This is a genomic window from Pseudomonas sp. MPB03, assembly GCF_046605385.1.
Lineage (GTDB): Bacteria > Pseudomonadota > Gammaproteobacteria > Pseudomonadales > Pseudomonadaceae > Aquipseudomonas > Aquipseudomonas zanjanensis.
The window spans coordinates 4,207,090-4,232,450 of the sequence record NZ_CP176770.1 but is presented as its reverse complement, the minus strand read 5'-3'; the positions used below and the strand labels follow the sequence as shown (position 1 = coordinate 4,232,450).

The 25,361-nt window shown below is 61.0% G+C and carries 23 protein-coding genes and 2 pseudogenes; 9 read left to right on the top strand and 16 right to left on the bottom strand.

All coding sequences use genetic code 11. The features are described 5' to 3' along the window. Positions 1-171: 171 nt before the first annotated feature. Positions 172-1,176, bottom strand: a complete 1,005-nt coding sequence (locus ACLH0I_RS18040) for a DMT family transporter (protein ID WP_411387528.1) — start codon at positions 1,174-1,176, stop codon at positions 172-174. Between the two features lie 12 nt (positions 1,177-1,188). Here ACLH0I_RS18040 and ACLH0I_RS18035 point away from each other — a divergent pair, with 12 nt between their 5' ends. Both ACLH0I_RS18035 and ACLH0I_RS18030 read left to right on the top strand, forming a co-directional pair. Further along, positions 1,189-1,752, top strand: a complete 564-nt coding sequence (locus ACLH0I_RS18035) for a helix-turn-helix domain-containing protein (protein ID WP_411384985.1) — start codon at positions 1,189-1,191, stop codon at positions 1,750-1,752. A gap of 17 nt (positions 1,753-1,769) precedes the next feature. After that, positions 1,770-3,212, top strand: a complete 1,443-nt coding sequence (locus ACLH0I_RS18030; RefSeq protein WP_411384984.1) for an FAD/NAD(P)-binding protein — start codon at positions 1,770-1,772, stop codon at positions 3,210-3,212. Positions 3,213-3,369: 157 nt separating this feature from the next. Here ACLH0I_RS18030 and ACLH0I_RS18025 read toward each other — a convergent pair whose 3' ends face one another. The 3 genes from ACLH0I_RS18025 to ACLH0I_RS18015 all read right to left on the bottom strand — a co-directional run bounded on the left by ACLH0I_RS18025 (position 3,370) and on the right by ACLH0I_RS18015 (position 6,556). After that, complete coding sequence (locus ACLH0I_RS18025) at positions 3,370-4,485, bottom strand: Gfo/Idh/MocA family protein (protein ID WP_411384983.1); 1,116 nt, start codon at positions 4,483-4,485, stop codon at positions 3,370-3,372. A 211-nt stretch (positions 4,486-4,696) separates the two neighbouring features. Next, entirely contained in the window at positions 4,697-5,464 is a 768-nt protein-coding gene (locus ACLH0I_RS18020; protein WP_003180553.1) for an SDR family oxidoreductase, read from the bottom strand. A gap of 24 nt (positions 5,465-5,488) precedes the next feature. Further along, the gene (locus ACLH0I_RS18015; RefSeq protein WP_411384982.1) at positions 5,489-6,556 is read right to left on the bottom strand and encodes a phosphotransferase family protein; all 1,068 of its coding nucleotides are present in this window, start codon (positions 6,554-6,556) and stop codon (positions 5,489-5,491) included. 198 nt (positions 6,557-6,754) lie between these two features. Here ACLH0I_RS18015 and ACLH0I_RS18010 point away from each other — a divergent pair, with 198 nt between their 5' ends. After that, positions 6,755-7,150 carry a DUF4280 domain-containing protein gene (locus ACLH0I_RS18010; protein ID WP_053122765.1) on the top strand — a complete coding sequence of 132 codons (396 nt, stop codon included), beginning with the start codon at positions 6,755-6,757 and terminating at the stop codon, positions 7,148-7,150. A 232-nt stretch (positions 7,151-7,382) separates the two neighbouring features. Here the strand turns inward: ACLH0I_RS18010 and ACLH0I_RS18005 are convergent, their stop codons facing one another. Continuing rightward, a complete protein-coding gene (locus tag ACLH0I_RS18005; protein WP_411387527.1) occupies positions 7,383-7,883 on the bottom strand; it encodes a methyl-accepting chemotaxis protein in 501 nt (166 codons plus the stop codon). A 372-nt stretch (positions 7,884-8,255) separates the two neighbouring features. Then, a pseudogene (locus ACLH0I_RS18000) lies at positions 8,256-9,410 on the bottom strand (FIST signal transduction protein); the annotation flags it as partial. 510 nt (positions 9,411-9,920) lie between these two features. On the opposite strand from ACLH0I_RS18000, the gene ACLH0I_RS17995 reads away from it, so the two are divergent. The 3 genes from ACLH0I_RS17995 (at position 9,921) to ACLH0I_RS17985 (ending at position 11,832) form a co-directional block, all read left to right on the top strand. Next, positions 9,921-10,169, top strand: coding sequence for a hypothetical protein (locus ACLH0I_RS17995; protein ID WP_250963659.1), 249 nt, complete (start codon positions 9,921-9,923; stop codon positions 10,167-10,169). A gap of 183 nt (positions 10,170-10,352) precedes the next feature. Continuing rightward, on the top strand, positions 10,353-11,111 hold the full coding sequence (locus ACLH0I_RS17990) for an ankyrin repeat domain-containing protein (protein ID WP_250963660.1): 759 nt from the start codon (positions 10,353-10,355) through the stop codon (positions 11,109-11,111). A 616-nt stretch (positions 11,112-11,727) separates the two neighbouring features. Beyond that, positions 11,728-11,832, top strand: coding sequence for a DUF3077 domain-containing protein (locus ACLH0I_RS17985; RefSeq protein WP_186707362.1), 105 nt, complete (start codon positions 11,728-11,730; stop codon positions 11,830-11,832). 706 nt (positions 11,833-12,538) lie between these two features. Here the strand turns inward: ACLH0I_RS17985 and yghU are convergent. The 10 genes and pseudogenes from yghU to ppk2 all read right to left on the bottom strand — a co-directional run bounded on the left by yghU (position 12,539) and on the right by ppk2 (position 21,359). Then, complete coding sequence (gene yghU / locus ACLH0I_RS17980) at positions 12,539-13,378, bottom strand: glutathione-dependent disulfide-bond oxidoreductase (RefSeq protein WP_411384981.1); 840 nt, start codon at positions 13,376-13,378, stop codon at positions 12,539-12,541. Positions 13,379-13,421: 43 nt separating this feature from the next. Continuing rightward, complete coding sequence (locus ACLH0I_RS17975) at positions 13,422-14,156, bottom strand: substrate-binding periplasmic protein (RefSeq protein ID WP_411384980.1); 735 nt, start codon at positions 14,154-14,156, stop codon at positions 13,422-13,424. A gap of 28 nt (positions 14,157-14,184) precedes the next feature. After that, the gene (locus tag ACLH0I_RS17970; protein ID WP_411384979.1) at positions 14,185-15,528 is read right to left on the bottom strand and encodes a GGDEF domain-containing protein; all 1,344 of its coding nucleotides are present in this window, start codon (positions 15,526-15,528) and stop codon (positions 14,185-14,187) included. A gap of 1 nt (position 15,529) precedes the next feature. After that, the gene (locus ACLH0I_RS17965; RefSeq protein WP_250963663.1) at positions 15,530-16,288 is read right to left on the bottom strand and encodes a substrate-binding periplasmic protein; all 759 of its coding nucleotides are present in this window, start codon (positions 16,286-16,288) and stop codon (positions 15,530-15,532) included. 434 nt (positions 16,289-16,722) lie between these two features. Then, positions 16,723-16,839, bottom strand: a pseudogene (locus ACLH0I_RS17960) (short-chain dehydrogenase); the annotation flags it as partial. A 46-nt stretch (positions 16,840-16,885) separates the two neighbouring features. Continuing rightward, on the bottom strand, positions 16,886-17,653 hold the full coding sequence (gene phnE / locus ACLH0I_RS17955) for a phosphonate ABC transporter, permease protein PhnE (protein ID WP_411384978.1): 768 nt from the start codon (positions 17,651-17,653) through the stop codon (positions 16,886-16,888). Continuing rightward, positions 17,650-18,477 (bottom strand): phosphonate ABC transporter, permease protein PhnE, encoded by an 828-nt coding sequence (gene phnE / locus ACLH0I_RS17950; RefSeq protein WP_186707368.1) that lies wholly within the window; start codon positions 18,475-18,477, stop codon positions 17,650-17,652. Before phnE (ACLH0I_RS17950) ends, phnE (ACLH0I_RS17955) begins: the two co-directional genes overlap by 4 nt. Further along, positions 18,471-19,268 (bottom strand): phosphonate ABC transporter ATP-binding protein, encoded by a 798-nt coding sequence (locus ACLH0I_RS17945; RefSeq protein ID WP_411384977.1) that lies wholly within the window; start codon positions 19,266-19,268, stop codon positions 18,471-18,473. The genes phnE (ACLH0I_RS17950) and ACLH0I_RS17945 overlap by 7 nt, the downstream gene beginning before the upstream one ends. Continuing rightward, positions 19,265-20,116, bottom strand: coding sequence for a putative selenate ABC transporter substrate-binding protein (locus tag ACLH0I_RS17940; RefSeq protein ID WP_186707370.1), 852 nt, complete (start codon positions 20,114-20,116; stop codon positions 19,265-19,267). Before ACLH0I_RS17940 ends, ACLH0I_RS17945 begins: the two co-directional genes overlap by 4 nt. Positions 20,117-20,441: 325 nt before the next feature. After that, complete coding sequence (ppk2, locus tag ACLH0I_RS17935) at positions 20,442-21,359, bottom strand: polyphosphate kinase 2 (protein ID WP_250963666.1); 918 nt, start codon at positions 21,357-21,359, stop codon at positions 20,442-20,444. Between the two features lie 209 nt (positions 21,360-21,568). Here ppk2 and ACLH0I_RS17930 point away from each other — a divergent pair, with 209 nt between their 5' ends. The 3 genes from ACLH0I_RS17930 to ACLH0I_RS17920 all read left to right on the top strand — a co-directional run bounded on the left by ACLH0I_RS17930 (position 21,569) and on the right by ACLH0I_RS17920 (position 25,121). After that, entirely contained in the window at positions 21,569-22,504 is a 936-nt protein-coding gene (locus ACLH0I_RS17930) for a Ppx/GppA family phosphatase (RefSeq protein WP_411384976.1), read from the top strand. A 249-nt stretch (positions 22,505-22,753) separates the two neighbouring features. Continuing rightward, positions 22,754-23,851, top strand: coding sequence for a carboxynorspermidine decarboxylase (locus ACLH0I_RS17925; RefSeq protein WP_411384975.1), 1,098 nt, complete (start codon positions 22,754-22,756; stop codon positions 23,849-23,851). A gap of 25 nt (positions 23,852-23,876) precedes the next feature. Then, positions 23,877-25,121, top strand: coding sequence for a saccharopine dehydrogenase family protein (locus ACLH0I_RS17920; protein ID WP_411384974.1), 1,245 nt, complete (start codon positions 23,877-23,879; stop codon positions 25,119-25,121). Positions 25,122-25,361 lie beyond the last annotated feature (240 nt).

Below are 25,361 nucleotides of genomic sequence, written 5' to 3'. Positions count from 1 at the left end.
GCTTATCCCTGTGGCGAGGGAGCTTGCTCCCGCTGGGCTACGCAGTAGCCCCGAGACCAGTCACCCGGGTGTGTCAGGTTGATTGCATTCGGCTTCCTTGGGGTCGCTGCGCAACCCAGCGGGAGCAAGCTCCCTCGCCACAGGTTCAATCACCGTTGCCGGTAACCGGCCTCACTGCTCGCGCTCAAGCCCCTCATCTACTTCGACAATACCTTTGCTGCGGGTCTTCAGCTCACTGACAATCACCGCCGCCACGATCAGCGCCGCGCCGAACAATGCGATCGCCGGCAGCCGCTCGCCCGCCAGGCGCCCGGCGATGCCGGCCCACACCGGCTCACCGGCATAGATCAGCGTGGCGCGGGTTGGCGAGACGCTTTTCTGTGCCCAGTTCATCGCCACCTGGATCGCTGCGCTGGCGGCCCCCAGGCCCACGGCGCTGACCAGCAGCAACATGGAAAAATCCGGGATCGCTTCCTGGGTCGGCACCACCATCAGGAACGCCAGCACCGCCGTGCTCGCCAGTTGCACCACGGTCACTCGGCGCACATCGACCTGGCCGGCATAGGCGCTGATCAGGATGATTTCGGCGGCAATCGCGATGGCGCTGATCAGCGTAGCGATTTCACCGGGGCTGAAGTTCAGCGAGGCCCCGGCCGGACCGGACACCAGCATCAGCCCAGTGAACGCCAGCATGATGCCGATGCTCGGCATCAAGCCTGGCCGCCGGCCTAGCACCAGCCATTGCAACAGGGGCACGAACGGCACGTAGAGGGCGGTGATGAACGCCGACTGGCTGCTGGGAATGGTTTGCAGGCCGACGGTCTGCAAACCGTAGCCGAGCATGATCGCCACGCCGATGAAGCACCCGGCCTTGAGTTCGAACAGCGTCAGTTCACGCAGATGCCGCCAGGAGAACAGCGCGACAAACGCGGCCGCGGCAGCGAAGCGCAGGCCGACGAAAAACATCGGCCCGCTGACCGTCATGGCGTGTTGCACCAACAGGAAAGTCCCGCCCCAGATCATGGTAATCAGGACCAGCACGCATTCGGCCTTGCTGAACCTTGAGAAACGGGAGGAAGCTTGGGGGGAATTCACCGATGCCATGACCTTGCGCGCCACTTGAGGCGGACGCACAATGCGCCCGAAGTTGGGCAGTATAATGCGCAACCCTGCCATGTGAGCAATATAGTGCACAAAGAATCCGGCCAGCGGGCCTCCGTCCTGCAACACGTCAGCCAGAACGTCCGTCGTCTGCGGCATGCCGCCGAGCTCAGCCAGGCGGCGCTGGCCGAGCTGTCGGGGGTCAGTCGGCGGATGCTGGTGGCCATCGAGGCCGGCGAAAAGAACGTCAGCCTGACGACCCTGGACCGGGTCGCCGAAGCCCTCGATGTCGCCTTCAGCGACTTGATCCAAGCGCCCGAAGCCCGCGACTCGAGCCGCATCAACGAACTGGTCTGGGCCGGTGTGATCCCGGGCAGCAAAGCTGTGTTGCTCGCCAAGGCCACCGCCAGCCGTGAGGTAGAACTCTGGGAATGGCGGCTGGAGCCGGGCGAGCACTACCATTCCGAGTGCGACGCAGATGGATGGAGCGAACAACTTTATGTATTCGAAGGCTGCCTGACGTTGCTGCTGGGCAGCGAAGAGCGCCGCATAGGCGTTGGTGAGTTCTTCATGTTCGCCAGCAACCAGCCCCATGCCTATCGCAACGATGGCCCGGTGGCGGCGAGATTCGTACGCAACGTGGTGATTTGATGCCTGGGGAGAGCGGTATGGACACAGCGCTGGAGCGACAGGGGAGCGGCCTCACCCGCGAAGTCGACATCCTGATCATCGGTGGCGGCTTGAGCGGCGCCATGCTCGCCGCGCAACTGCTGCGCCTGCCGGGCCGGCGCGAAGTGCTGATCGTCGAGCCGCGCAGCGAACTGGGCCGGGGCGAGGCCTACAGTGCCGTGGAACTGGGTCACACCTTGAACGGCAACGCGGCGCGCATGAGCGTCGACCCGGACAACGCCGATGACCTGACCCAATGGCTCACCGCGTTCATCGAGGCCGGCGGCTGGCCCGAGTCGGATCAGCAGCATGTGCCCATCAGCGAGTTGTTTCCACCCCGGGGGATGTTTGGCCTCTATGTGCAGCAACGCCTGGCCGAAGCTCGCGAACTGGGCGCGCAGAACGGTTCGACCGCCGAGCATGTGCGCGGGGAAGCCGTGGACCTTCGGCTTGCCGACGATGGCGTGAGGGTGACGCTGGACAACGGTCAAATCTTGCACGGCCGTTTTGCAGTGCTGGCCACTGGCATGTTCCCGGCGGCCCGCACCCCGCAGACCGAATCCAGCGGCTTGAACGCCGCAGCCCTCGATCCTTGGGACGTCGCTGCGATGCGCCAGCTCGATCCGCAGTCCACGGTGCTGATCATCGGCTCGGGTCTGACGATGGTCGATGCCGTCGTGTCCTTGGAACAGGCCGGGCATCGCGGGCCGATTGAAGTGTTTTCCCGCCATGGCCTGCTGCCCCATGTGCGCCGCCAGCCACCCGCCTGGGTGGATTTCCTCGCCGAAGATCACAGCCTGCGTTCGCCACGCCAGTTGATGCGCGCTCTACGCGAGCAATGCCGCCAGGCCCAAGCCCAGGGCATCGACTGGCAGGCGCCGCTGGACACGGTGCGCGCGCACATCGGGCGCTTGTGGAACCAGGCCAGCGATGTGCAGCGCCGGCAATTCGTGCGGCATGTGCGGCCGTGGTGGGAGAGTCATCATCATCGCTCGCCACCGTTGAGCGCGGAGCTGGTGGCGCGCCTGCATGGGGAAGGGCGGTTGCGGATTCAGGCGGCGTCGTTCAAGGGGCTGGCCGCGTCTGGCGAAGGATCGGTAGCGATCAATATTCGTCGACGGGGCGAGGCTGGATTGGAAGTGGTGCAGGGCGCCGCGTTGATCAACTCCAGTGGCATTGAATATGACTGGCGTCGTGTTGCGCGACCGTTGCCGCAACAGTTGCTGGCTCGAGGATTGATCCAACCGGGGCCGCTGGCTTTGGGCATCGCCGCGCGTGCTGATGGTGCGGTGCTGGATGCCCAAGGCGAACCGGCCAGCCGCCTGTTCGCCATGGGCCCGCCGCTGCGGGGGATGTGGTGGGAAAGCACGGCGGTGACTGATGTGGCGAGCCAGGCCAAGGCGTTGGCAGTAAGGCTAGTTGAATTGCAAACCCTGCGTTGAACCCTGTGGCGAGGGAGCTTGCTCCCGCTGGGTTGCGCAGCAACCCCAAAGAAGCCAAATGCAATCAACCTGACACACCGGGGTGAATGGTTTTGGGGCTACTGCGTAGCCCAGCGGGAGCAAGCTCCCTCGCCACGGTGTTCGCTGAGGTGAGCGGTTATAGCTCACTCACCCTCACCCAACGTTCTTCCCGCGCCGCAACGCGAATCGCCGCCGCCAGCCGTTCCACTTCCCAGGCCTCGTCGAAGTCCGTCCCGCCGGAGCCTTTGCCGGCCAGCGCCATGATCAGCTCCTGCACTTCCAACGTCTTCAATTCGTTGTAGCCCAACTGGTGCCCGGCAGCCGGGCTGAACGCGGCATAGCCGGGCAGATCCGGGCCGGCCAGCAAACGCTGGAAGCCGGGCTGGCCGGCGCGGCACAGGCGAAGTTCATTCAACCGCTCCTGATCGAACGCCAGGGTGCCAAGGGTGCCGCTGATCTCGAAATTCAGGTGATTCTTGTAGCCGTGCTTGAGCCAACTGCTGCTCACCGTGCCCCGGGCGCCATTGGCGAAACGCAGCAGCCCATGGACTTGATCATCCACGGCGATGACCCGCTGTTCGGCGTTGCTGGCGCTGGCAGGGCGTTGGTGGTGCACGGTCTGGCTGTCGGCACAGACGGCCTCGACATCGCCCAACAAGTGCCGGGCCATGGCGAGCAAATGGCTGCCCAGGTCCGCCAGCGCGCCACCGGCATGGCTCGCTTCGCAGCGCCATGACCACGGTGAGGTCGGATCGGCCATGAAGTCTTCGCTGAATTCGCCCTGGAAACTGATGATCCGCCCCAGTTCGCCGCGTTGGATCATGTCCCGCGCCCATTGAATCATCGGGTTGTGCTGGTAGTTGTAGCCGACTCGCGTCACCACCCCGGCGGCCTTGGCCGCCTGGCGCATCTGCCCGGCCTGTTCCAGGGACACCGCCAACGGCTTTTCACAATAGACCGGCTTGCCCGCCGCCAACGCGGCCATGGCCATCGGGAAGTGCAGGTGGTTGGGGGTGGTGATGGCGACCAGGTGAACCTTCGGGTCGTCGATCAACTGCTGCCAGTCGCTGTGGGCCGTCTCGAACCCCCAGCTCTGGGCACATTGCCGGGCACGCTGCGGATCGGCGTCGGCCAGGGCCGCCAGTTTCAGGTTCAAGGGAAGGTCGAACACCGCCTTGGCATTGTGGAACGCCAAGGCATGGGCACGGCCCATGAAGCCGGTGCCAATCAGACCGATGCCGAGTTCACGCATGAGAAAGAGCCCTTTTGAGTTTTTATTTTCAGAAGGGTTCTTTATGGAATAAATATTCTCTAATTGCAAATACTGGAATAAATATTCATTTCGTTGCTGGCAAACATTCCTGTGGGAGCGAGCCTGCTCGCGAAGACGATAGTCCAGTCAACATCGAGGCCGACTGACCTGACGCCTTCGCGAGCAGGCTCGCTCCCACAAGGTTATATCCTCAGGAAAGAAACCCACCATCCACATTCAACGCCACGCCCGTGGTGTAGCTCGACGCATCGCTGGCCAGGTACAGCACCGCGCCGGCCATTTCGCTCGGGTCGGCTACGCGCTTGAGGGGGATCTGCGCCAAGGCGGTCTTCAGGATGGCGTCGTTCTTGACCAGTGCCGAGGCGAACTTGGTGTCGGTCAGGCCCGGCAACAGGGCGTTGCAGCGGATGCCGAACTGCGCGCATTCCTTGGCGAAGACCTTGGTCATGTTGATCACCGCAGCCTTGGTCACCGAGTAGATGCCCTGGAAGATCCCTGGCGAAATACCGTTGATCGACGCCACGTTGATGATGCTGCCGCCGCCGTTCTCGCGCATCAGCTTGCCGGCTTCCACGGACATGAAGAAATAGCCGCGGATGTTCACGTCCACGGTTTTCTGGAACGCACCCAGGTCGGTGTCCAGGACGTTGCAGAACTGCGGGTTGGTGGCGGCATTGTTCACCAGGATGTCCAGGCGCCCGAACTGTTCGCGGATGCCGGCGAACACCTGGCTGATCTGCTCCATTTCACCGATGTGGCAGGCGATGGCGGTGGCCTTGCCGCCGGCGGCGATGATCGCATCGGCCACGTGCTGGCAACCGTCGAGCTTGCGGCTGGACACGATCACATGGGCGCCTTGCTGGGCCAGCAGTTTGGCGATGGCCTCGCCGATGCCGCGGCTGGCGCCGGAAACGAAGGCGATTTTACCGTCGAGGTCGAACAACTGGGTCTTGGACATGCTGTTTCCTTGTTATGAGGGCGCTCAGAGCGTGGATTTAGCGATGACCTGCAGGCTCATCTGCTCCAGCAATTTGTTCATCTGAACGAACTGCGCGAAGCGTTTGTCCTGGGTCTGGCCGTGGAAGAAGCGGTAGTAGATCTGCTGGACGATACCGGCCAGGCGGAACAGGCCGTAGGTGTAGTAGAAGTCGAAGTTGTCGATGCGGATCCCTGCGCGCTCGGCGTAGTAATCAACGAACTCACGGCGGGTCAACATGCCCGGCGCGTGGCTGGGCTGGCGGCGCAACAGTTGTACCGGCGCCGGGTCGTCCGCCTCGATCCAGTAGGCGAGGCTGTTGCCCAAATCCATCAACGGGTCGCCAAGGGTGGTCAGCTCCCAGTCCAGCACGCCGATGATCCGCATCGGATTTTCCGGGTCGAGGATCACGTTGTCGAAGCGGTAGTCGTTGTGGACGATGCTCGACGTCGGGTGGTCGGCGGGCATCTTGTCGTTGAGCCAGGCCTTGACCGCTTCCCACTTCGGCGCGTCAGGGGTCAGGGCTTTTTCATAACGATCGCTCCAGCCACGGATCTGCCGGGCCACGTAGCCTTCGGGCTTGCCCAGGTCGGCCAGGCCGCAAGCGTTGTAGTCGACGCGGTGCAGTTCGACGAGGCGGTCGATGAAGCTCTTGCACAGCGCTTCGGTGCGCTCGGCGTCAAAACCCAGCTCCGGCGGCAGCTCGGCGCGCAGGATAATGCCCTTGACCCGCTCCATCACGTAGAACTCGGCGCCCATCACCGACTCGTCGGTGCAGTGCACATAGGCTTTGGGGCAGTACGGGAAAGCATCGCGCAATTGGTTGAGGATGCGGAACTCACGGCCCATGTCATGGGCGGACTTGGCCTTGTGGCCGAACGGTGGCCGGCGCAGGACGAATTCCTGTTCGGGGTATTCCAGCAGGTAGGTCAGGTTCGACGCGCCACCGGGAAACTGGCTGATCCGTGGCAGGCCGGTCAGGCCGGGAATGTGGGCCTTGAGGTACGGGTCGATCAGGTTGGCATCGAGTTCTTCACCGTCGCGCACGCGGGTGGACTGATCAGTAAACGCCATGCTTATCCCTTCTGCTTATTTTGGAGGCCATCGATCATTGGCTAATCTAATGGCGCGTGGGAGGCGTCACAAGCACGCCAGGGTCTTATAGGTTAGCGTGTTGCCGGATAATCAGCGGGCTTGATGCATGGCGGCGTGCGCGTTGGATAGGGGCGAGCTAAGGTTTTGGGGTCTGTCGCTTTCAAAGGAGCAACCGCGATGGGATGCCCGCAAGTCTGTGGCACCGCGACCCTTCAATGCAGCTTCGGCGCAGCCCCGGCGGTGCTCAATGTGCTGCCGGTCAATCGCCTGCTGACCGGCGGGATGCCGGCGGCGAACATCATGGATCACATCCCGCTGGTGAACATCACTACCTTCGGCATGTGCATGAGCCTGGCAAACCCCACCGTGGCCGCCGCCACCGCAGCGGCCCTGGGCGTGCTGACCCCCATGCCCTGCATCCCGGCCACCGCCGCCCCGTGGATCCCCGGCGGCGCCCCGACCCTGTTGCTGGGCAACATGCCAGCCATCGACGCCAACAGCACCTTGATGTGCAGCTGGGCCGGGGTGATCAAGATCGTCGTGCCGGGGCAGGTGCAGATGTTGATTCCCTGACGGTAACACCCGCAGCACCCCAGATCCCACAAGGGATTCAGGGGGATGGTGATGTCTGCGAGCGACTCAAAAAACTGTGGGAGCGAGCTTGCTCGCGATGACGGCGGCACAGTCAGCATTGATGCCAGCTGATCCACCGCTAACGCGAGCAAGCTCGCTCCCACAAAGGAATCTTCCACAAGGGGAACTGTGGCGGGCGCTAACCTTGATTCATTGTCTGGGCGATTCGATCTCAAGCATTGGCATGGGTCAGCCCGGTCAAGGTATCCGCAATGGCTTTCGTGCGTTGCGCCGTGCCTTCGGTGGTCCGGCTCGAGTCTTCCAGGGCATCGAGCATCGCCCGCAAGGCGCTCACAGCGACGGACTGGTCTTCGATCTGCTGGGCGACCCCTTGGATCTCTGTCGAGAGCAGATCAATGTCCACACCGATTTCCGCCGCATTCTTACGTGTGATCTCCGCCAGCTTGCGGACCTCATCGGCCACCACCGCAAACCCTCTGCCCATTTCACCGGCCCGCGCGGCCTCGATGGCGGCGTTGAGGGCCAACAGGTTGGTCTGACCGGCGATTTGCTGGATGACCTGGACAATCGACTGAATGCGCAAACTCGAACTGGCGAGCGCACGGGCGCCGACCACCGCTTCACCCGCTTGCGTGGCCAGCTGCTCGACGGTCGTGCCGGCCTGCTCGGCGACGCTATGTTGCCGGTCGATCGTGCCTGTCAGGTCATCCATCGACAGGTGCAGCTCGCCGGAGTAATGCTTGACCTGCGTCGCCATCTGCGCCTGTTGCTGGCTGGCCTGCGCCAATACCTGGCCCAGGTCCGTCAGGCCGTCGAACACCGGCAGGATCGTCGGGTCCAGGCCGCGAGTGTCCAAGGCGCTGCTGAAATCATTCAGCTTGAACGCCTTGATCTGCTTGACCACCACATGGTTCAGCCCCGCCAACTTCTTGATCTGGCGGCGCAGGAAAAACGCCTTGAACTCGCCATAGTGGGCGATGAAGTTATCGACGTACTCATCAACAAAACCGGCGCCCTTGGTGACCCTGAAGAAGAAAATCGCCGTGAGCGTCTGGTTCAGGTTCAGGCCGAGAATTTCCCCAAATGTCGAGAAACCAGCCAAAGGCACGTCCCCGAAAATACCGGCCATGCTGCCCAGGTCGCTGCTGTTGTTGAGCCGACGCAGGATGCAGTCGTTGAGAATAGCCGCCACCGGTTGGCCGCCTTTGCCCTTGAGGAATTTCTCGTAGTCGAGCCGGGTCGCCTCGCGCAGGGGCGTGCGCTTGATCATCACCAACTCTTCGCCAGGCGCCACGTCGCAAAACAGCTGGATGATCTGCTGTTGATGGTCGATGCGGGCAATGGAACGCACGAACAATTCTTCGCCCACGCGAATGGCAAATGAATAATCGGCCAGCTTCTTCTCCAATGCCTGGGCACTGCACTCGAATGCATCGCACAGCGCCTGGACCATGCTCTTGATATTGCCCCGGCTGTCGATGACCTGATCGATGGTGCGGTCTTCGACCGACGCGGTCAGCACGCTGAGCGTCAGTCCCGCCGGTTGGAAGTTCTGGCTCTTGAACACCCCGAAGCGCACATCCGCCGCGGTTTTCAGGAAGACAATCTGCGCATGGTTCTGATAACTGCGCTGCCCATCACTGATCAGGGTCTTCTTGAAATCAGCCTTGCCCCCGGCCGAACCACCGACGAACAGGCAGGGGAAGCGTCCAGACTCATACAGCGCTTCCATAAAGAACGACTCGGAAGCTGAAAGACCATCGAACACCACGTAGGCCAAGGTATCGCGATGATCGATAGGCGTGCTCACCTGCGCCTGCTTGATGTTATTCACCAATCGGGTGATTCGCTCGCGCATGGCCAAGCGCTTGTCGCCACCGCGAATGTCCTCGCACTCCAGCGGCACCATCACCACCTCGGCCGACACAATCACACTCGCGTCAAACAACTGCAGTACTACCCGATCCCAGGTTTCGCCGGTCTGGCAGTACAGCGTGTTCGCAGCGTTGCACAATTCACCCGAGGTCGTGCACAGGCTGATGGTGCTGTGGGCGAAGCGCTTCTTGATCTTGGCGGCGACCTGGTCGATGTCCAGGTGAGGGGAGACGAAACCGGTGATCAGTACTGGGGTGATACGTAGGTTGGCCAGCGTTTGGTCAAGTTCACCCGAAATGCAGGCCACGCTGACCGTCCCTTGAGTGCGGGGTCGGGCTTTGTTGAAGAGGTTCGGTAGGTTCATGGCTGGACTCGGTTGAGCGCGACGTGATGCGTACGAGGGATGCGTGGGGAGTCCTTTCGCTGTAGCGGTCACGGCTGGGGGGCTTGTGAGCGTGAGCTTGTGCTAGTTGCGGGGGTGGTCCATAGGGGCTTTTGGTTGGGGTTTGTTGGGTCTGTTGGTTAGCGACTTTCGTAGGGGGGCCAGGGGAGGGCGATGAAAAAACAGTCTCTGACCTCTAGACGAAAAAATGGTAGCCGCTATGCTTCGGTGATGGCCTCTTGCTACTTTTTATGGCCGAAAGAAGCAATCCTTGGCGTGAGACGGAAACCTACTTGTCGTCTCCTTCGGATATGGATAACGGCACGTGGTCACTGTTTTTCAGAACAGTGAGATGAATCTGATAAATATTAAGAGAAACTAGATCGTCAAAGTAAATATGAACCATCTATTGCTGACCGTTACGGCACGATTTTTTTCCTGAGCCGGAAGTGGGAATGGATTTCCGCTTTAATTTATCAAAGGGGAACTAATATGGAAGTGAGAGATGTTGTGACGTTGTTAGATGATTTTATTGATGGGGGCGATACAAGTATTGAAGCTGCAAATCGTTTAGAAGTGTTGATTGATAATGCTTATCCGGACGATGATTTTCTGCAACAGACGGTGGAAGTCCTAGCGTGCTATCGCCCTGAAGGCGGAGATTTTATTTTTAATGTGAGTCACGTGCGAAAACGTCTTGTTGAAACTCGAGCTTATTTCATAAAAATCGCTCCCCTATGATTTTTTGTGTATGGGAAAGTAGTTCGCTGCCTGGGAGAAACGGGGACAGACTCGTTTTTGATGAAACTGAAGCAGTAATCGGACGGGGAGCTCCGCGAGGTCGACCGGGGGGCAGCGATTGCTGTCTTAGTTTAGAAAACGTGGTCTGCCCCCGTTTTCGCATTTGATTGGTGGTTTAGTGCGATGAGTACCTCAATAGTGAAATCAAGAATCGTTCTATTAGTGTGGTTTGTTTTTATGAATATAGGACTTGCTCAGGCCTCCTTGCGGCTTGGAGGCAATGCGATGTCTCAGGTTTTTGAGGATGCTGAGGTTGTCGCCCTGATCGACGCCGCAATGGAGGGGCGTGCCGGTGATGTGAATCGACTGGCTGCCCAAGGAGTCAATGTAGATACAGTGGGCAGTGATGGAACGACTCCGCTCATCTGGGCACTTAACGCTCGTAACGTTAAAGGTGTCGAAGCGTTATTGAAAGCTGGTGCAAATCCCAACCTAATGTCTGAAAAGCTTAGAGGCCTCTCACCCATGGCCCTCCTTGCGGGGGGAAATAGTTTGGAGCTATTGGAATTAGTACTTCGTTACGGAGGTGATGCTAAAGGGACTGGGCTCAAAAGGAGCATGAAACCTTTGGATCGTGCTGCGCGGGAAGGACGATTGCAGAACGTCAGGCTAATCGTGGGCGCCGGAGCAGACGTTAATGACCATGATGAATATGGTAAATCGGCGGCCATTGCTGCTGCCGCGTTGTCAAACTTTGAGGTGGTCGCTTGGCTGTTGGAACATGGCTACACGTATGACCTGCGCGACTTGGCAATGAGTGTTGAAATCCGTCAGGTACCACCAGACTCCGAAGCACAACGTTGGAAGAATACTGTCATAGATATGCTGAAGATGAGGGGAGTTAAATTTCCTGCCTTTGTAAAAAAACAACCTGAAGGATAACGAGGGCAGACTTTGAGGGAGCCCTTTGGTTAGAAGAAACGGGGACAGGCCCTGAGTGATCCCCACAAACCTACTCCAAGACCCGTGCCTCTTGATGTACCTCTGCTCGCAACGCGTGATCAAGCCTCTTAAAGGTGCTTCGAGAATTTGAGCCGCGTCCGTAGAACGTGTCTGTTCCGGAGGGTTCTGCGCGCGCATCGGGTCCTCACGTAGGAAACTTCTGGAAATCCCACCAAAAGCACTATTCTGGCCCTAAGCCTCTCGCCGGAGGTTTTCTGTCGCGTTACGCTCTGGATGTCGCTGCACATTCAGCGACCGGGCTTGGTAACCCGGTGGAATAAGGCGTAACAGTGCACGGACAGGATTGCAGGCTTTCAGGCCTGCGATTTTGTTTTATGGCAGCTGTGCGTGGGACGTCTTCTGACGTGCCGGTTTCCTTGATTCCCCGGTTTACCAACCTGCGCGCAGCTGCCACCCATTCGCTTGGTAACGGATGCGGCAGCTCTTCGAGTCAAGGGAGTTGAACAATGCATATCAATAGATCAAGCAAACAGCCTCATCTGCTCCGCAGCTCTGTATCGCGGTCCTGCTGCATCTCAGTCAGTGGAGGTCGCAAATGACCGAACGATCAGAAGCAAAAACCGTCGGCCACACCCCATTTCATTATTGCTCCGATCGTCCGCTGTTCCGCGTTAACGGCGGTGTTCCGTTAACGAAGTAACGAAGGTAGGACTGAAAAATATGGCCTTTTACATTGAAATGGACAAGATTGCTGATACCGAGGAGTACGTTGACTACTCTTTTGGGCGGGGTACGGATGTTGGTGTTCTTAGGCTAAACAAAGTGCGGGGAACGCTAACGGTACTTGCTGCGTGCCCATTAGACCAAGACGGAGAATGGACGCAGAGGGCAAGCATGAAATTAGCGAGGCTCTGGAAGGAAGGTGTATATCCTGAAAAAACTCAATGGGCCTCGTAAGCTGGCAAACAGATTTTTTTGCAGAGCGGGAATTAGCGAGCTTTGCTCGCGATGACGGCGGCAAATTCAGCATCGAGGCCAACTGATCCACCGCCATCGCGAGCAAGCTCGCTCCCACAGGGGGGCGGTGCCAGTCGAGAAACCGAGGTTCACCACCCATCCAGTGTGGGAGCGAGCTTGCTCGCGATGACGTCGGCACATTCAGTATTGATGCAAGCTGATCCACCGCCATCGCGAGCAAGCTCGCTCCCACAGGGGGGCGGTGCCAGTCGAGAAACCGCGTTGCACCACCCATCCAATGTGGGAGCGAGCCTGCTCGCGATGGCGTCGGCACATTCAGCATCGAGGCTAACTGATCCACCGCTTTCGCGAGCAGGCTCGCTCCCACAAGGAGATTTGTGCCAGTCGAGAAACCGGGGTTTACCAGCGATCCGACATGGGACCTGGCCTCAGCCCAAATCCCCAGCCTCATGCCGCTCCGGCACTTGGCTCGCCTCATCGCCCCACGTGCGGTTGACCCGCTGCCCACGCTGTACGGCCGGCCGCTTGGCGATCTCTTCCGCCCAGCGCTGCACATGGGTGTATTCGTGAGCACTCAGGAATTCGGCGGCGCCGTACACGTTGTTGCGCACCAGTTGCCCATACCAGGGCCAGACCGCGATGTCGGCGATGGTGTAGTCATCGCCGGCCAGGTACTGGCTTTCGCCAAGGCGGCGGTCCAGGACGTCGAGTTGGCGCTTGGCTTCCATGGTGAAGCGATTGATCGGGTATTCGAGTTTCTCCGGCGCGTAGGCGTAGAAATGCCCGAAGCCACCGCCCAGGTACGGGGCGGAGCCCATCTGCCAGAACAGCCAGTTCAGGGTTTCGGTGCGACCTGCCGGATCGGTGGGCAGGAGGGCGCCGAATTTTTCCGCCAGGTAAAGCAGGATCGAGCCGGACTCGAAGACACGGATAGCGGGTTCCACGCTGCGGTCCAGCAGGGCCGGGATCTTGGAGTTGGGGTTGACCTCGACAAAGCCGCTGGAGAACTGATCGCCCTCGTTGATGCGGATCAGCCAGGCGTCGTACTCCGCGCCCGCATGACCCAGCGCCAGCAACTCCTCCAGCAGGATGGTCACCTTCACGCCGTTGGGCGTGGCCAGGGAGTAGAGCTGCAGCGGGTGCTTGCCAACCGGCAAGGTTTTTTCGTGGGTCGGCCCGGCGATTGGGCGGTTGATGCTGGCGAACTGGCCGCCAGACGGGGCGTCGTTTTTCCAGACCTTGGGCGGAACGTAGGACGCTTTACTCATCGGGACATACCTCATCGTTACTTGCGGTGTGATCCCCCAGAGTCTACCGCTGTTCGTTCATGATTCGTGCGACTTCACCGGACGCCTTGAGTTTTTCGAAAGCGAGTTGGGCCTTGGCGACCACGTCATCCGGCGTGCTCAGGCTGAAGGCCAGGTGGACTCTGTGAGGTTGTTCGTCGAGGGTATAGACCTCTTCCAGCGAAGTGAAATCCAGCTGGGCATCCTTGCTCATCAGGCGCGCGGTATTCTCCGGCATCGGCAGTAACTGGATCTGGCGATTCAGCAGTTTTTCAAAGTTGTCGTGGTTGTTGGCCGAGATGACCAGCCGGGTGAATCCACGTTGTTGCAGGTAGATCTGCTTGGCGTCGTTTCGCACCACGCCGATGCTGTACTGCTTGGCTTCTTCGAGGCTGTTGACGGCGATGTCTTTATTGTCGCGCAATTTATAGAGCCGGCTCGCCACGCGATGTATTTCACCTACCCATTTGAATAATTGTTCGCGGGCCGGGGTGCGGTCCAGCGGGAAGATCAGCACGTTGGGCTCGTGCAGCGCCTTTTCGTAGGCCCGGGCCCACGGGTACAGCGACAGGCTGTAATCGGTGAGCTGCGCGCTTTTCAGCGTTTCTTCGGCGATGCGAATGCCCGGCCCGATGACCTTGTCGTCACGCTGATGGGCGTACAGGGAGTCTTCGGTCACCACTTCGATTGTGTCGGCGTGGCTGTGCAGGCTGATCGAGGCGAGTAGCAAGCACGAGCAGAGTATCAGGCGATAGTGCATAGATAGACCTCATGGCGCGCGAGAGTAATTACAGGGCGACGCGGTCGCGTCCCTGGTGTTTGGCCCGGTACAGCGCCTGGTCGGCGCGTTGCAGCAGTTGATCGAAATGGTCCATGGTCTGCGGGTCCAGCTCGGCGACGCCGATGCTCACGGTGACGAAAGGCGAAACCTTGGAACCGCTGTGGGGCAGCTCACGTTCCGCCAGGCTGGCGCGCAAGCGTTGGGCGGCTTCGCAGGCTTGGGCCGCGTCGACGTTGGGCAGGACCACGACGAACTCTTCGCCGCCTACGCGGGCGGTCAGTTCGCCTGAGCGGCCGAACACAGTGCGCAGGGTTTCGGCGATCTCTTTCAGGCACAGGTCGCCCTGCATGTGGCCGTAGGTGTCGTTGTAGATCTTGAAGAAATCGACGTCACACATGAGCACGGCCAGCGGGGTGTTGTGGCGGATCGCCCGGCGAAACTCGATCTCCTTCAATTCATCGAAATAGCGACGGTTGGCCAGTCCCGTCAAGGCATCGTGACGGGACAGCGCTTCAAGCGACTGGTTCGCCGCCTTCAGTTCCGCAGTGCGGGCCTCGACCAGTTCGGCCATTTGATCGCGGCTGGCGGCCAAGGCCAGTTCGTCCGAGTGTTGGCGTTCGAGGTGGGCGCGTAGATTGTCCTGGAGTTCATTGACCTGGAACTCGAGCAGGCTCAGTTCGTCCTGGCGCTGCACCGCTCGTTGCAGCTTGAGATGATGCTTGAGGGTGTGCGGCGCGAGTTCACCCAGGTGACGGGCGATATGCACCACATGCACGGTCACCAGGCGGTTGAACATGGTCATGACCAATCCGGCCAGCAGCAAGGACTGGATGAGCTGGGTGATGACGATGCCGCGTGCTTCGCTCCAGAGGCGCTCCCACAGCAGGTTGTTGTCGCCTTCAATGGTCAGCTCACCGACTTTTTCATGGGCCCCGGCGTAGGGGTGGGCGATGAGCTGGCGATGCAGCACCGGCACCACGCCCGATTGATCGACGGCGTAGCGCTTGAGTTCGATGACTTCCGGCGCTTGTCCCGGGCGCAAGATGTTCAACACCACGCGACCCACGGGAGCGGCCGCGGCGACGCTGGTGATTTGCTGGTCGAGGGATTCACGGTCCAGTTCCCAAATGGCGTAGGCCAGGGTGTTCTGGAACACCTGGTCGATCAGGGCCAATTCCGAATTCATGTCCGCCAGGTTGTTTTCCCAGGCCTGCCAGGTGCGCCAGGTGACCATGGCCAGGGTAAAGACCAGGCAGAACAACAGCGTTGCCAGCACCAGGCGCCGGCCCAGGGAACTGAACGCCTTGGTCTCTGGTGGCAGGGAGGACGTCGTGCGGAAAGGGTTATCCATGTCATAACCATTTGCGCAGGATGGCGTCGTAGACCCCGTTGCGCCGGATGGTCTCAAGGCCAACGCGGAACTTCTCCACGGTTTCGGCCGGCGTCTTGCGGCTGAACGCCATGCTCAGGCCGTCCGGGCTGCTCAGTTCGGGCAGCGCCAAGGAGCGGATCAGCACCTTGTCCGGGTCTTCGCCATTCTGGCGCGTCAGGTACAGCGCGTTGAGCTCATTGGAAATCCACAGCTCCACGTGATCGACCTTGAGCTTGCGGTAGTTGTGTTCGTACTTGGTGCTCGACTGCAAGTCTTCGCCGATGCGAAAGCCTTTCGAGACCAGGTACTGCTCGCCCACGTCCTGATTGACCGTGGCGATCTGGTGACCATGGGCATCGGCCAGCGAGTTGAGTTTGACCGGCCGGTCTGCCAGGGAATAGATGTACCACTGGGTCGGGCCAATGGTGCCCACCCACTGGAAAAGCGATTGCCGTGCAGGCGTGCGGACGATCGAATAGATCAGCACATTGCTTTCATTGAGCGCCATTTCGTAGGCCCGGGCCCAGGGCATGGGCTGGATGGGTGCGTCCATGCCGACTTCCTTGAGCACGGCCTGGACCACCTCGGTGCTCATGCCGGTCACGCGCCCGTCCTGCGTCATGTTGTAGGGCGGCAACTCCTCCGTCACGATGCGCAGCGGTGTCTCTGCCGCGCAAGCGCTTGCAGCGAGGAACATCAGGACGCCCCACATCAGCAGGCGATTCAGCGGCAAACCCATTGATCATTACCCTATGCAACTGGCAGAGCCCGGCAAGGCCAGGGGCTATCATTGATAGGGTTATCGGCTGGGCTGGCGCCGGCTTGAATCCGGCCCGTCGAAACCGTCAGCGGCGTATCCGCCCCATCGACAGTTGTCACCAAGGTGGCGAGGGAGCTTGCTCCCGCTGGGGCGCGAAGCGGCCCCGAAATCAAGCAGCGGGGTGTTTCAGGTCAATTGCATGCTGCTTTGTTGGGCTGCTGCGCAGCCCAGCGGGAGCAAGCTCCCTCGCCACGGTTCTGTGGGCGAGACGATGAGTAGGTTTGGCTGAGCCTGTAACCCTGTGGGAGCGAGCTTGCTCGCGATAGGCCAGGTCAGCCAGCGTCGATGTCGGCTGGGCTGCCGCTATCGCGAGCAAGCTCGCTCCCACAGGGTTGCGCAGTCTTTTTTGGGGTCAGGTCCAGGCCGTCGGCCAGTGGCGCGATTCCCGCATTGGGTACCAGGCATTCCACCGGGCCGGTGGAGGCGGCCAGTTGTGTCAGCCTGGCCTGGTCGGTGGCCTGCGTCATGTCGCGGTCTTAATGACCAATCTCCCGTCTCATCGCCGCACAACAGCCCTCAAGCCTTGACCCAACGCTGGCGACTCCAACCGCTCAACGTGTCGACGGCCAACACCAGCAACAGCATCGCCAGGATCACCGTGCTGCCTTGGGCTTCCTGGAACAGGCTGAGGCTGACGTAGAGCATTTGCCCCAAGCCCCCGGCACCGACGAAGCCGAGCACGCTGGCCATGCGGATATTGTTTTCCCAGCGATACAGGACATAGGCCAGCAGTTGCGGCAGGAGATTGGGCAGCGTGCCGTAACAGAACGCCAACACGGCGTTGCCACCCTGCAGGCGGATGGCGTCGGCAGGTTCCGAGGGGGTATTTTCCAGGGCTTCGGCGAACAGCCGGCCGAGCACGCCGGTGGTGTGCAGGGCCAAGGCCAGGGTGCCGGCATTCGGGCCGAGCCCCGCGGCGAGGACCATCAGCGCGGCCCACACCAGTTCTGGAACGGCACGCAAGGCGTTGAGCACCAGGCGCGATGCGCTCTGCAGGGGCCAGCCAAAGCGCCCGGCTGCCGGCAAGGCCAACAGCAGGCCGAACACCGCCGCGAGCAGGGTGCCCAGGGCCGACATGGCCAGGGTTTCCAGGGCGCCGTGACCGATCGCCTTCAAATGGGCCGGGCTCAGGTCCGGACTGAAGAAACGCTGCGCATAAGCGCCCATCTGGTGCAGATTGCGACTGTCGCCGAGCTCGCCCAGGTCGATGCCGAGGTAAACGAACGAGGCGATGACCGCCGCGCCGAGGCACATGACAATGGCCGCGTTGATCAGGCGATTCATGCCAGCCTCCAGCGCAGCAGGCGGCTGAGTTGATCGGCGAGCAGCACCAGTGCCAGGAACGTCAGCAGCAGGCTGGCCACTTCGCCGCCGGCGAACATGCGCAGCGACAGGTCCATCTGCTGGCCCAGGCCCCCGGCACCGACGAAACCCATCACCACCGAGGCGCGGATCGCACACTCCCAGCGATACACCGTGTACGACAACAGTTCCGCCGCGACATTGGGCAGGATCCCGTAGCAGAAGGCGGCGAGGCGGCTGCTGCCGGACTGCAAGAGTGCGTGGGCCGGACGCTGGTCGACCGATTCGTAGATTTCTGCGTAGACCTTGCCCAGCATGCCGCTGTAGGTAATCGCGATCGCCAGTACGCCGGCCGTTGGGCCGAGGCCGACGGCGCGGACGAAGAGCAGTGCCCAGACGATTTCCGGGACGCTGCGCAAGAAGATCAACAGGCCGCGTACCGGCCAGCGCAGCAGTTGGCCCCAATAGCCCGGGTGCCCGGCACGGGAGGCCGCCGACAGTGACAGGGCGCGGCTGGCCAGCAGGCTCGCGGGCACCGCCAGCAGTAACGCCAGGGCCATGCCCGCCGTGGCGATGGCCAGCGTCTGCAAGGTGGCCTGCCACAGCAGTTCAACGAACTCGTCGCCATGGGCGGGCGGCCAGAAGGCCGCGACAAAGCGGCCCATCTCGCTCTGGCTGTCACTCGCCACCAATACGCTGAGGTCCAATTCGCTGAACCGGATGCCCGGCCACAGCAGCACAAGGGCCAGCAGGCTGAGCAGCAGGCGAGGGCGGGTGGCGGGGTCTCGGGTATCGCGTGTCAGCATCGGGGGATCTGCACGCTCAAGGTAGTAGGGGGCGTTGGTGAAGGCTGCAGTTGATCGTTGGCGTAGAGCGTGTCGAGCAGCGGACGGTCGACCGCCTCGGTGGGCAGGTCGAACAGGATCTGCCCCTCACGCAGGCCAATGACCCGGGAAAAATGCGCCAAGGCCAGTTCCACCGCGTGCAGGCTGGCGACCAGGGTCACGTTGTGTTCCCGGGCATGCTGGCAAAGCACCGACAGCGTATGTTCGGCCAATACCGGGTCCATGGCCGAAACCGGCTCGTCGGCCAGCAATACCTCCGGCGCCTGGTACAACACCCGGGCGATGCCCACGCGTTGCAGTTGACCGCCGGACAGCTGCTGGCATTGCGCGAACAGTTTGTCGCCCAGGTCCAGCCGGGCCAATGCCGCCCTGGCGCCGGGAATGTCCAGCGGGTGCAGCAGATTCAACAAGCTTTTACCGATGCCCCACTGACCGAGCTTCCCGGCCAGGACCGCCGTGACCACCCGTTGGCGTGGCGGCAGGGGCGGCGCTTGGTGGATCAGGCCGATGCGCGCGCGCAAGCGCTGCCGCTGACGGGCAGGCAGCTGCCAGGCACGCTCGCCGAGCAGATGCACCTCGCCGCTGCCCGGGCGCAGGGCGGTGGCCAGCAGGTTGAGCAGGCTCGACTTGCCGGCACCGGACGGGCCGATGACCGCGACCTGTTCGCCGGCGCCGATGTGCAAGTCGATGCCCCGCAACGCCTGGACGCCGTTGGCATGGGTCACGCTGACCTGGGTCAGTTGCAGGGTCATTTGAGCAGTTCGGCGGCGCGCGCGGCTTCCTCGATGCCCTTGTAGTTCTCAGGCTTGGTTTCGATGAAGCGGCTGGCGGCTTGCAGGTCGAGGATTTCCTTGTCCTTCGGGTTGGCCGGATCGAGGGCCAGGAAGGCCGCCTTGATCTTGGCCGCCAACGCCGGGTCGAGGGTTCCGCGCACGGTCCAGTTGTAGTCGAAGTAGGTGGGGGTGGTGGCGAAGACCTTGACCTTGGCCGTGTCGACCTTGCCGGCCGCGACCAGTTTTTCCCAGACGCTGGCGTTCAGCACCCCGGCGTCGACCTTGCCGGCCTGGACCCAGGCGACGGTGGCGTCATGGGCGCCCGAATAACCCACGCGGCTGAAGTAGGTTTCCGGCTTGATGCCGTCCTGGAGCATGAAATAGCGCGGCATGAGGCTGCCGGACGTCGACGACACCGAACCAAAGGCGAAACTCTTGCCCTTGAGGTCGGCCAGGGATTTGACGGCAGGGTCGGCGGTGATGAATTTACTGGTGAACTGGGCATCCTGTTCGCGCTGGACCAAGGGGATGGCGTTGCCGGTTTTCAGGCGCGCCTGCACGAAGGTGAAGCCCCCCAGCCAGGCCATGTCGATCCGGTCGGTGGCCAGCGCCTCGACCACGGCCGGGTAGTCGCTCACGGGGACGAACTCGACCTTCATGCCGGTTTGCTGTTCCAGGTAAGCCCCCAGTGGCTTGAACTTGCGCAGCAGCTCGGTCGGGGCTTCGTCGGGAATCGCGCTGACTTTCAGGGTGTCGGCGGCCTGCGCCAGCCAACTGCAAAACGACAGGGCAACACCAGCGGCCAATGCCAAGGACGGCTTGAGCATGAAGGATCTCCGATACAGGAAGGCAAGGAAATATTGACGCGTCAGCCCACAGGGGCGGTACGCCGTTCTGTGAGGGTAGACGAAGGAAAGGGATGTTAACCGTTTCTGGCTATGAACTCACCCAAACCCCTTGTGGGGGCTTGATGGCGAAGAGTCCTGTGGGAGCGAGCCTGCTCGCGATGGCGGGGTATCAGTCACAAACTTGGCAACTGATCCTCCGCCATCGCGAGCAAGCTCGCTCCCACATGGGTATGTAGCGGGCAGGAGATGCACGAGGTCAGAGCCGTTTGGGACAACCCTGGTGGGCATCCCTGCCTGGCGGGTCTCAATAGACCGGGGGCACGATCAGCTCCGGGGGCGTCGGGCTGCGGGAATAGTCTTCCTGACGTACGCGCTGCGGCAGCTCGATGGTGGGCAGTTCCACTTCTTCATAGGGCATTTGCCCCAGCAGGTGGTGGATGCAGTTGAGCCGGGCCTTTTTCTTGTCGTCGGCGTGCACCACCCACCAGGGAGCCTCGGCGATGTGCGTGCGTTCAAGCATGATTTCCTTGGCCTTGGTATAGGCCTCCCAGCGCCGACGGGACTCCAGGTCCATGGGGCTGAGCTTCCATTGCTTGAGCGGGTCATGAATACGGCTGAGAAAGCGCAGGTGCTGTTCCTGGTCGGAAATGGAGAACCAGTACTTGATCAGCTGGATGCCGGAGCGGGCGAGCATCCGCTCGAATTCCGGCACGGTACGGAAGAACTCTTCGTACTGGTCGTCGGTGCAGAAGCCCATGACCTGTTCGACCCCGGCGCGGTTGTACCAGCTGCGGTCGAACAGCACGATCTCACCCGCCGCCGGCAGGTGCGAAACGTAGCGCTGGAAATACCATTGAGTCCGTTCACGGTCGTTGGGGGCGGGCAGGGCGGCAACGCGACACACCCGGGGATTGAGCCGCTGGGTAATGCGCTTGATCACGCCACCCTTGCCGGCGGCGTCCCGTCCTTCGAACAGGATCACGACCTTGTGCCCGGTCTTGACCACCCAGCTTTGCAGCTTCACCAGTTCGCCCTGGAGGCGGAACAGTTCGCTGAAATACAGTCGGCGGTTTTCCTTTTCGCTGCTTTGCGGAGCGTGTTCATCGAACAGGGCGTTCAGGTCATGCCCGTCTTCGGACAATTCCAGCTCCAGTTCTTCGTCACTGTGATCGAGCAATTCGCGGTGGATGCGCTGTACCAAGGTGTCCTGGGTTGAAAGCATGGTGGAAAACTCGGTCGTGGAGGCGCGATCCACGCTATCTGCAGTTTGTTACATAGTAGTGACGTCATCTACGCTTCATGAGTTTGTCGTTGGCTAAAACAGGGAGTGTCATCCAGGTGTCATCGAACCCGTGGCAGGATCCTCGCAAATCATCGTGGGATGCTCGGCAGCGCTTGTGCCTGCTGGCTGATGAATCAAGGAATACCGCTATGAAAGGCGACGCCCCCCTGTTCGCGGCCATTGACCTGGGTTCCAACGCCTTTCGCCTGATGATTGGCCAGTCGGTCAGGCGCAATCGACAGATGATGATCCAGGAAGTGAAAACCTTGCGCGAGCCGGTCCGATTGGCCGAGGGCCTGCAGGCCGGGGCGCTGGACGAGCTGGCGCTGGATCGAGGCTGGCAGGCCCTGGCCCGATTCGGCAAGAAACTGCGCGGCTTTGAAGCCGGACGGGTGCGGGCGGTGGCGACCAGTGCCGTGCGCGAAGCGGCCAATGCCCAGTTGTTCCTGGCCAGTGCCGAACGGCACCTGGGGTTTCGGATCGACGTGCTGTCGGGGCATGAAGAAGCCCGGCTGGTGTATGCCGGCGTGGCCCATACGGTGCCCGGCGTCGAACAGACGCGATTGGTGGTGGACATCGGCGGTGGCTCGACCGAACTGATCTTGGGGCAGGGCGCCCAACCGTTGTTGACGGAAAGCATTGCCATTGGCAGTGGCACCTTTGGCGCGCGTTACTTTCCGGGCGGACGCATCACCGCTCAGGCGCTGCTGGAGGCTGAACGCGTGGCCGTCCTGCAGTTTGAAGCAGTGGCGGCGCATTATCGCGCGCAGGGCTGGCAGCAGGTGATCGGCTCATCCGGTACAGCGCGGATGTTGGCCAAGGTGCTCAAGGCCAATGGTCTCAATGACTTCGGACAAGGCGGCATCACCTACGGCGGGTTGCTGCGCCTGTCGCTGCGGCTGCTGGAAGTCGGGCATGTCGAGCAACTCAGGTTGGCCGGCTTGCAGCGTCATCGCCTGGGCATCTTGCCCGGTGGCCTGGCGATCATGCTGGCGGCGTTCAAGGTCTTCGGTATTACAGACATGCTCGCTAGCGAAGCGGGCCTCAGGTTCGGTGTGCTTCATGGCCTGATGCATAAAAGCTGATCACGAACGGTTGCCCGCCGTGACGCTTATCGATGACGGCTCAAGGTCGAGCGTCAGCGCTTTTTGGTTATCCCTCCGTTGCCAGATCCAGCCTCTTGTCGCCTGTGCGGCCGGTACGTCCGGTTATCGCAAAGCGTCGGCCTGGATCGGGATGATTGCGCGAACGGGGCTTTTCGCTCTTTCGATCTGCAGTCAGTGAAGGCACAATGCGCATCCTTTTTTGGCTCGCCTTGCCCGGAGGCCTCGAAAATGATCAAAACGCCGTACTACCTCATCGACAAACAAAAGCTGCTGGCGAACATGCAGAAGATCGCCTATGTGCGTGAGCAGTCCGGGGCCAAGGCCTTGCTGGCGCTCAAGTGCTTCGCCACCTGGTCGGTGTTCGACCTGATGCAGCAGTACATGGACGGCACCACCTCGTCGTCGCTTTACGAGCTCAAGCTCGGCCGGCAGAAGTTCGCCGGCGAGACCCATGCCTACAGCGTGGCCTGGGCCGACGAAGAGATCGAGGAGATGCTCGCCAACTGCGACAAGATCATCTTCAACTCCATCGGCCAGTTGCAGCGCTACACCGAAGCGTCCGCCGGCAAGGTCCGTGGCTTGCGGGTCAATCCGCAGGTGAGCAGCTCCGATTACCTGCTGGCCGACCCGGCGCGACCGTTCAGCCGCCTGGGCGAGTGGGATCCGGTGAAGATCGAGCAGGTCATCGAGCACATCTCCGGCTTCATGTTCCACAACAACTGCGAGAACGGCGATTTCGGCCTGTTCGACGAGATGCTGGGCACTATCGAAGAACGCTTTGGTCACTTGCTGCATAAGGTCGAGTGGGTCAGCCTCGGTGGCGGCATCCATTTCACCGGCGAGGGCTACGCCCTGGACGCCTTTTGCGCACGGCTCAAGGCCTTCTCGCAAAAGTATGGCGTGCAGGTCTACCTGGAGCCGGGCGAGGCCGCGATCACCCAGAGCGCGTCGCTGGAAGTCACCGTGCTCGACACGCTCTACAACGGCAAGCACCTCGCCGTGGTGGACAGTTCCATCGAGGCGCACATGCTCGATCTGCTGATCTATCGCCTGGACGCCAAGCTGGCACCGAGCGAGGGCGAACACACCTACATGGTTTGTGGCAAATCCTGTCTGGCCGGAGACATCTTTGGCGAGTACAAATTTGATCGTCCGTTGTCCATCGGCGATCGGCTGTCGTTCATCGACGCAGCGGGCTACACCATGGTCAAGAAAAACTGGTTCAACGGCCTGAAGATGCCGTCCATCGTTGTGAAGCAACTCGACGGCAGCGTCGAGGTGGTTCGCGAGTTTGTTTACGACGACTACTTGTCCAGCCTCTCTTGAGCTGGCGGAAGGAGAAATAAAGAAATTGAAGAAGAACGTACTTATCATTGGTGCAGGAGGTGTCGCCAAGGTGGTGGCCCACAAGTGCGCGCAGCACAACGACGAACTCGGTCGTATTGCTATCGCGTCGCGCAACATCTCCAAATGCCAGGCCATCATCGACAGCGTCAAGGCCAAGGGTAGCCTAAAGCAACCCGCCGACATCAAGGCCTTTGCACTGAACGCTCTGGATGTCGAAGCGACCAAGGCGCTGATTCGCGAAACCGAGTCGCAGATCGTCATCAACGTCGGCTCTGCCTTTCTCAACATGTCGGTGCTGCGTGCCTGCATCGATACCGGCGTGGCCTACCTGGACACCGCCATCCACGAAGAACCGGGCAAGGTCTGCGAGACGCCGCCCTGGTACGGCAACTACGAGTGGAACCATCTCCAGGAGTGCCAGGAGAAGAACATCACCGCCATTCTCGGCGTGGGCTTCGACCCGGGTGTGGTCAATGCCTATGCGGCACTGGCGCAACAACAGCATTTCGACCGCATTGATTCGATCGACATTCTCGACGTCAATGCCGGCTCCCATGGCAAATATTTCGCCACCAATTTCGACCCGGAAATCAATTTCCGCGAATTCACCGGACAGGTGTGGAGCTGGCAGGACAGCCAGTGGACCAGCAACACCATGTTCGAAGTCAAGCGCACCGACGACCTGCCAGTCGTAGGCTCGCAGAACCTGTACCTGACCGGTCACGACGAAGTGCACTCGCTGTCGAAGAACCTCGACGTGCCCAACGTGCGTTTCTGGATGAGCTTCGGCGAGCACTACATCAATGTGTTCACCGTGCTCAAGAACCTTGGCCTGCTCTCCGAGCAACCGGTCAAGACCGCCGAAGGCCTGGAAGTCGTGCCGCTGAAAGTGGTCAAGGCCGTGCTGCCTGACCCGAGCTCGCTGGCGCCGGGCTACACCGGCAAGACCTGCATCGGCGACCTGGTCAAGGGCACCAAGGATGGCCAGCCGCGCGAGATGTTCATCTACAACGTAGCCGACCACGAGGACGCCTACGCCGAAACCGACAGCCAGGGCATTTCCTACACCGCCGGCGTGCCACCCGTGGCCGCAGCCTTGCTGGTGGCTCGTGGCGAGTGGGACGTGCGGCGCATGGTCAACGTCGAGGAGCTGCCTGCCGAGGCGTTCCTCGAAGCGCTGGATGTGATGGGCTTGCCGACGCGCATCAAGGACGAGCATGGAGACCGTCCCTGGAACCAGAACGCCTGAAGGACGCCAGGCAGGTTCCACTTTGGCTTCCCCGATAGAAACTGCAGAATCGCTCCGGATTCTGCAGGCGATTGAAGCAGGCGATTCACCACCGCGTGAAGCCCTGGCCATCTGAGGAAGCCTTGAAGAAATGCTCCGTATCGAAAGGTACGGAGCATTTTTCGTTTATACCCCCATCAAATAAATAACCTTGTGGCGAGGGGATTTATCCCCGCTGGGCTGCGCAACAGCCCCAACAAA

Bases quoted from the DNA above. Each gene is read 5' to 3' on its own strand.
- ACLH0I_RS17965 (WP_250963663.1), bottom strand. From the start codon at position 16,288: ATGGGTTTGCCGCTGAATCGCCTGCTGATGTGGGGCGTCCTGATGTTC.
- ACLH0I_RS17975 (WP_411384980.1), bottom strand. From the start codon at position 14,156: ATGCACTATCGCCTGATACTCTGCTCGTGCTTGCTACTCGCCTCGATC.
- phnE (WP_186707368.1), bottom strand. From the start codon at position 18,477: ATGCTGACACGCGATACCCGAGACCCCGCCACCCGCCCTCGCCTGCTG.
- ACLH0I_RS17985 (WP_186707362.1), top strand. From the start codon at position 11,728: ATGACCGAACGATCAGAAGCAAAAACCGTCGGCCACACCCCATTTCAT.
- ACLH0I_RS17995 (WP_250963659.1), top strand. From the start codon at position 9,921: ATGGAAGTGAGAGATGTTGTGACGTTGTTAGATGATTTTATTGATGGG.
- ACLH0I_RS18025 (WP_411384983.1), bottom strand. From the start codon at position 4,485: ATGCGTGAACTCGGCATCGGTCTGATTGGCACCGGCTTCATGGGCCGT.
- ACLH0I_RS18005 (WP_411387527.1), bottom strand. From the start codon at position 7,883: ATGGATGACCTGACAGGCACGATCGACCGGCAACATAGCGTCGCCGAG.
- ACLH0I_RS18040 (WP_411387528.1), bottom strand. From the start codon at position 1,176: ATGGCAGGGTTGCGCATTATACTGCCCAACTTCGGGCGCATTGTGCGT.
- ACLH0I_RS18010 (WP_053122765.1), top strand. From the start codon at position 6,755: ATGGGATGCCCGCAAGTCTGTGGCACCGCGACCCTTCAATGCAGCTTC.
- ACLH0I_RS18020 (WP_003180553.1), bottom strand. From the start codon at position 5,464: ATGTCCAAGACCCAGTTGTTCGACCTCGACGGTAAAATCGCCTTCGTT.
- ACLH0I_RS18030 (WP_411384984.1), top strand. From the start codon at position 1,770: ATGGACACAGCGCTGGAGCGACAGGGGAGCGGCCTCACCCGCGAAGTC.
- ACLH0I_RS18015 (WP_411384982.1), bottom strand. From the start codon at position 6,556: ATGGCGTTTACTGATCAGTCCACCCGCGTGCGCGACGGTGAAGAACTC.
- ACLH0I_RS17945 (WP_411384977.1), bottom strand. From the start codon at position 19,268: ATGACCCTGCAACTGACCCAGGTCAGCGTGACCCATGCCAACGGCGTC.
- ppk2 (WP_250963666.1), bottom strand. From the start codon at position 21,359: ATGCTTTCAACCCAGGACACCTTGGTACAGCGCATCCACCGCGAATTG.
- phnE (WP_411384978.1), bottom strand. From the start codon at position 17,653: ATGAATCGCCTGATCAACGCGGCCATTGTCATGTGCCTCGGCGCGGCG.
- ACLH0I_RS17970 (WP_411384979.1), bottom strand. From the start codon at position 15,528: ATGGATAACCCTTTCCGCACGACGTCCTCCCTGCCACCAGAGACCAAG.
- ACLH0I_RS17930 (WP_411384976.1), top strand. From the start codon at position 21,569: ATGAAAGGCGACGCCCCCCTGTTCGCGGCCATTGACCTGGGTTCCAAC.
- ACLH0I_RS17940 (WP_186707370.1), bottom strand. From the start codon at position 20,116: ATGCTCAAGCCGTCCTTGGCATTGGCCGCTGGTGTTGCCCTGTCGTTT.
- ACLH0I_RS17925 (WP_411384975.1), top strand. From the start codon at position 22,754: ATGATCAAAACGCCGTACTACCTCATCGACAAACAAAAGCTGCTGGCG.
- yghU (WP_411384981.1), bottom strand. From the start codon at position 13,378: ATGAGTAAAGCGTCCTACGTTCCGCCCAAGGTCTGGAAAAACGACGCC.
- ACLH0I_RS17990 (WP_250963660.1), top strand. From the start codon at position 10,353: ATGAGTACCTCAATAGTGAAATCAAGAATCGTTCTATTAGTGTGGTTT.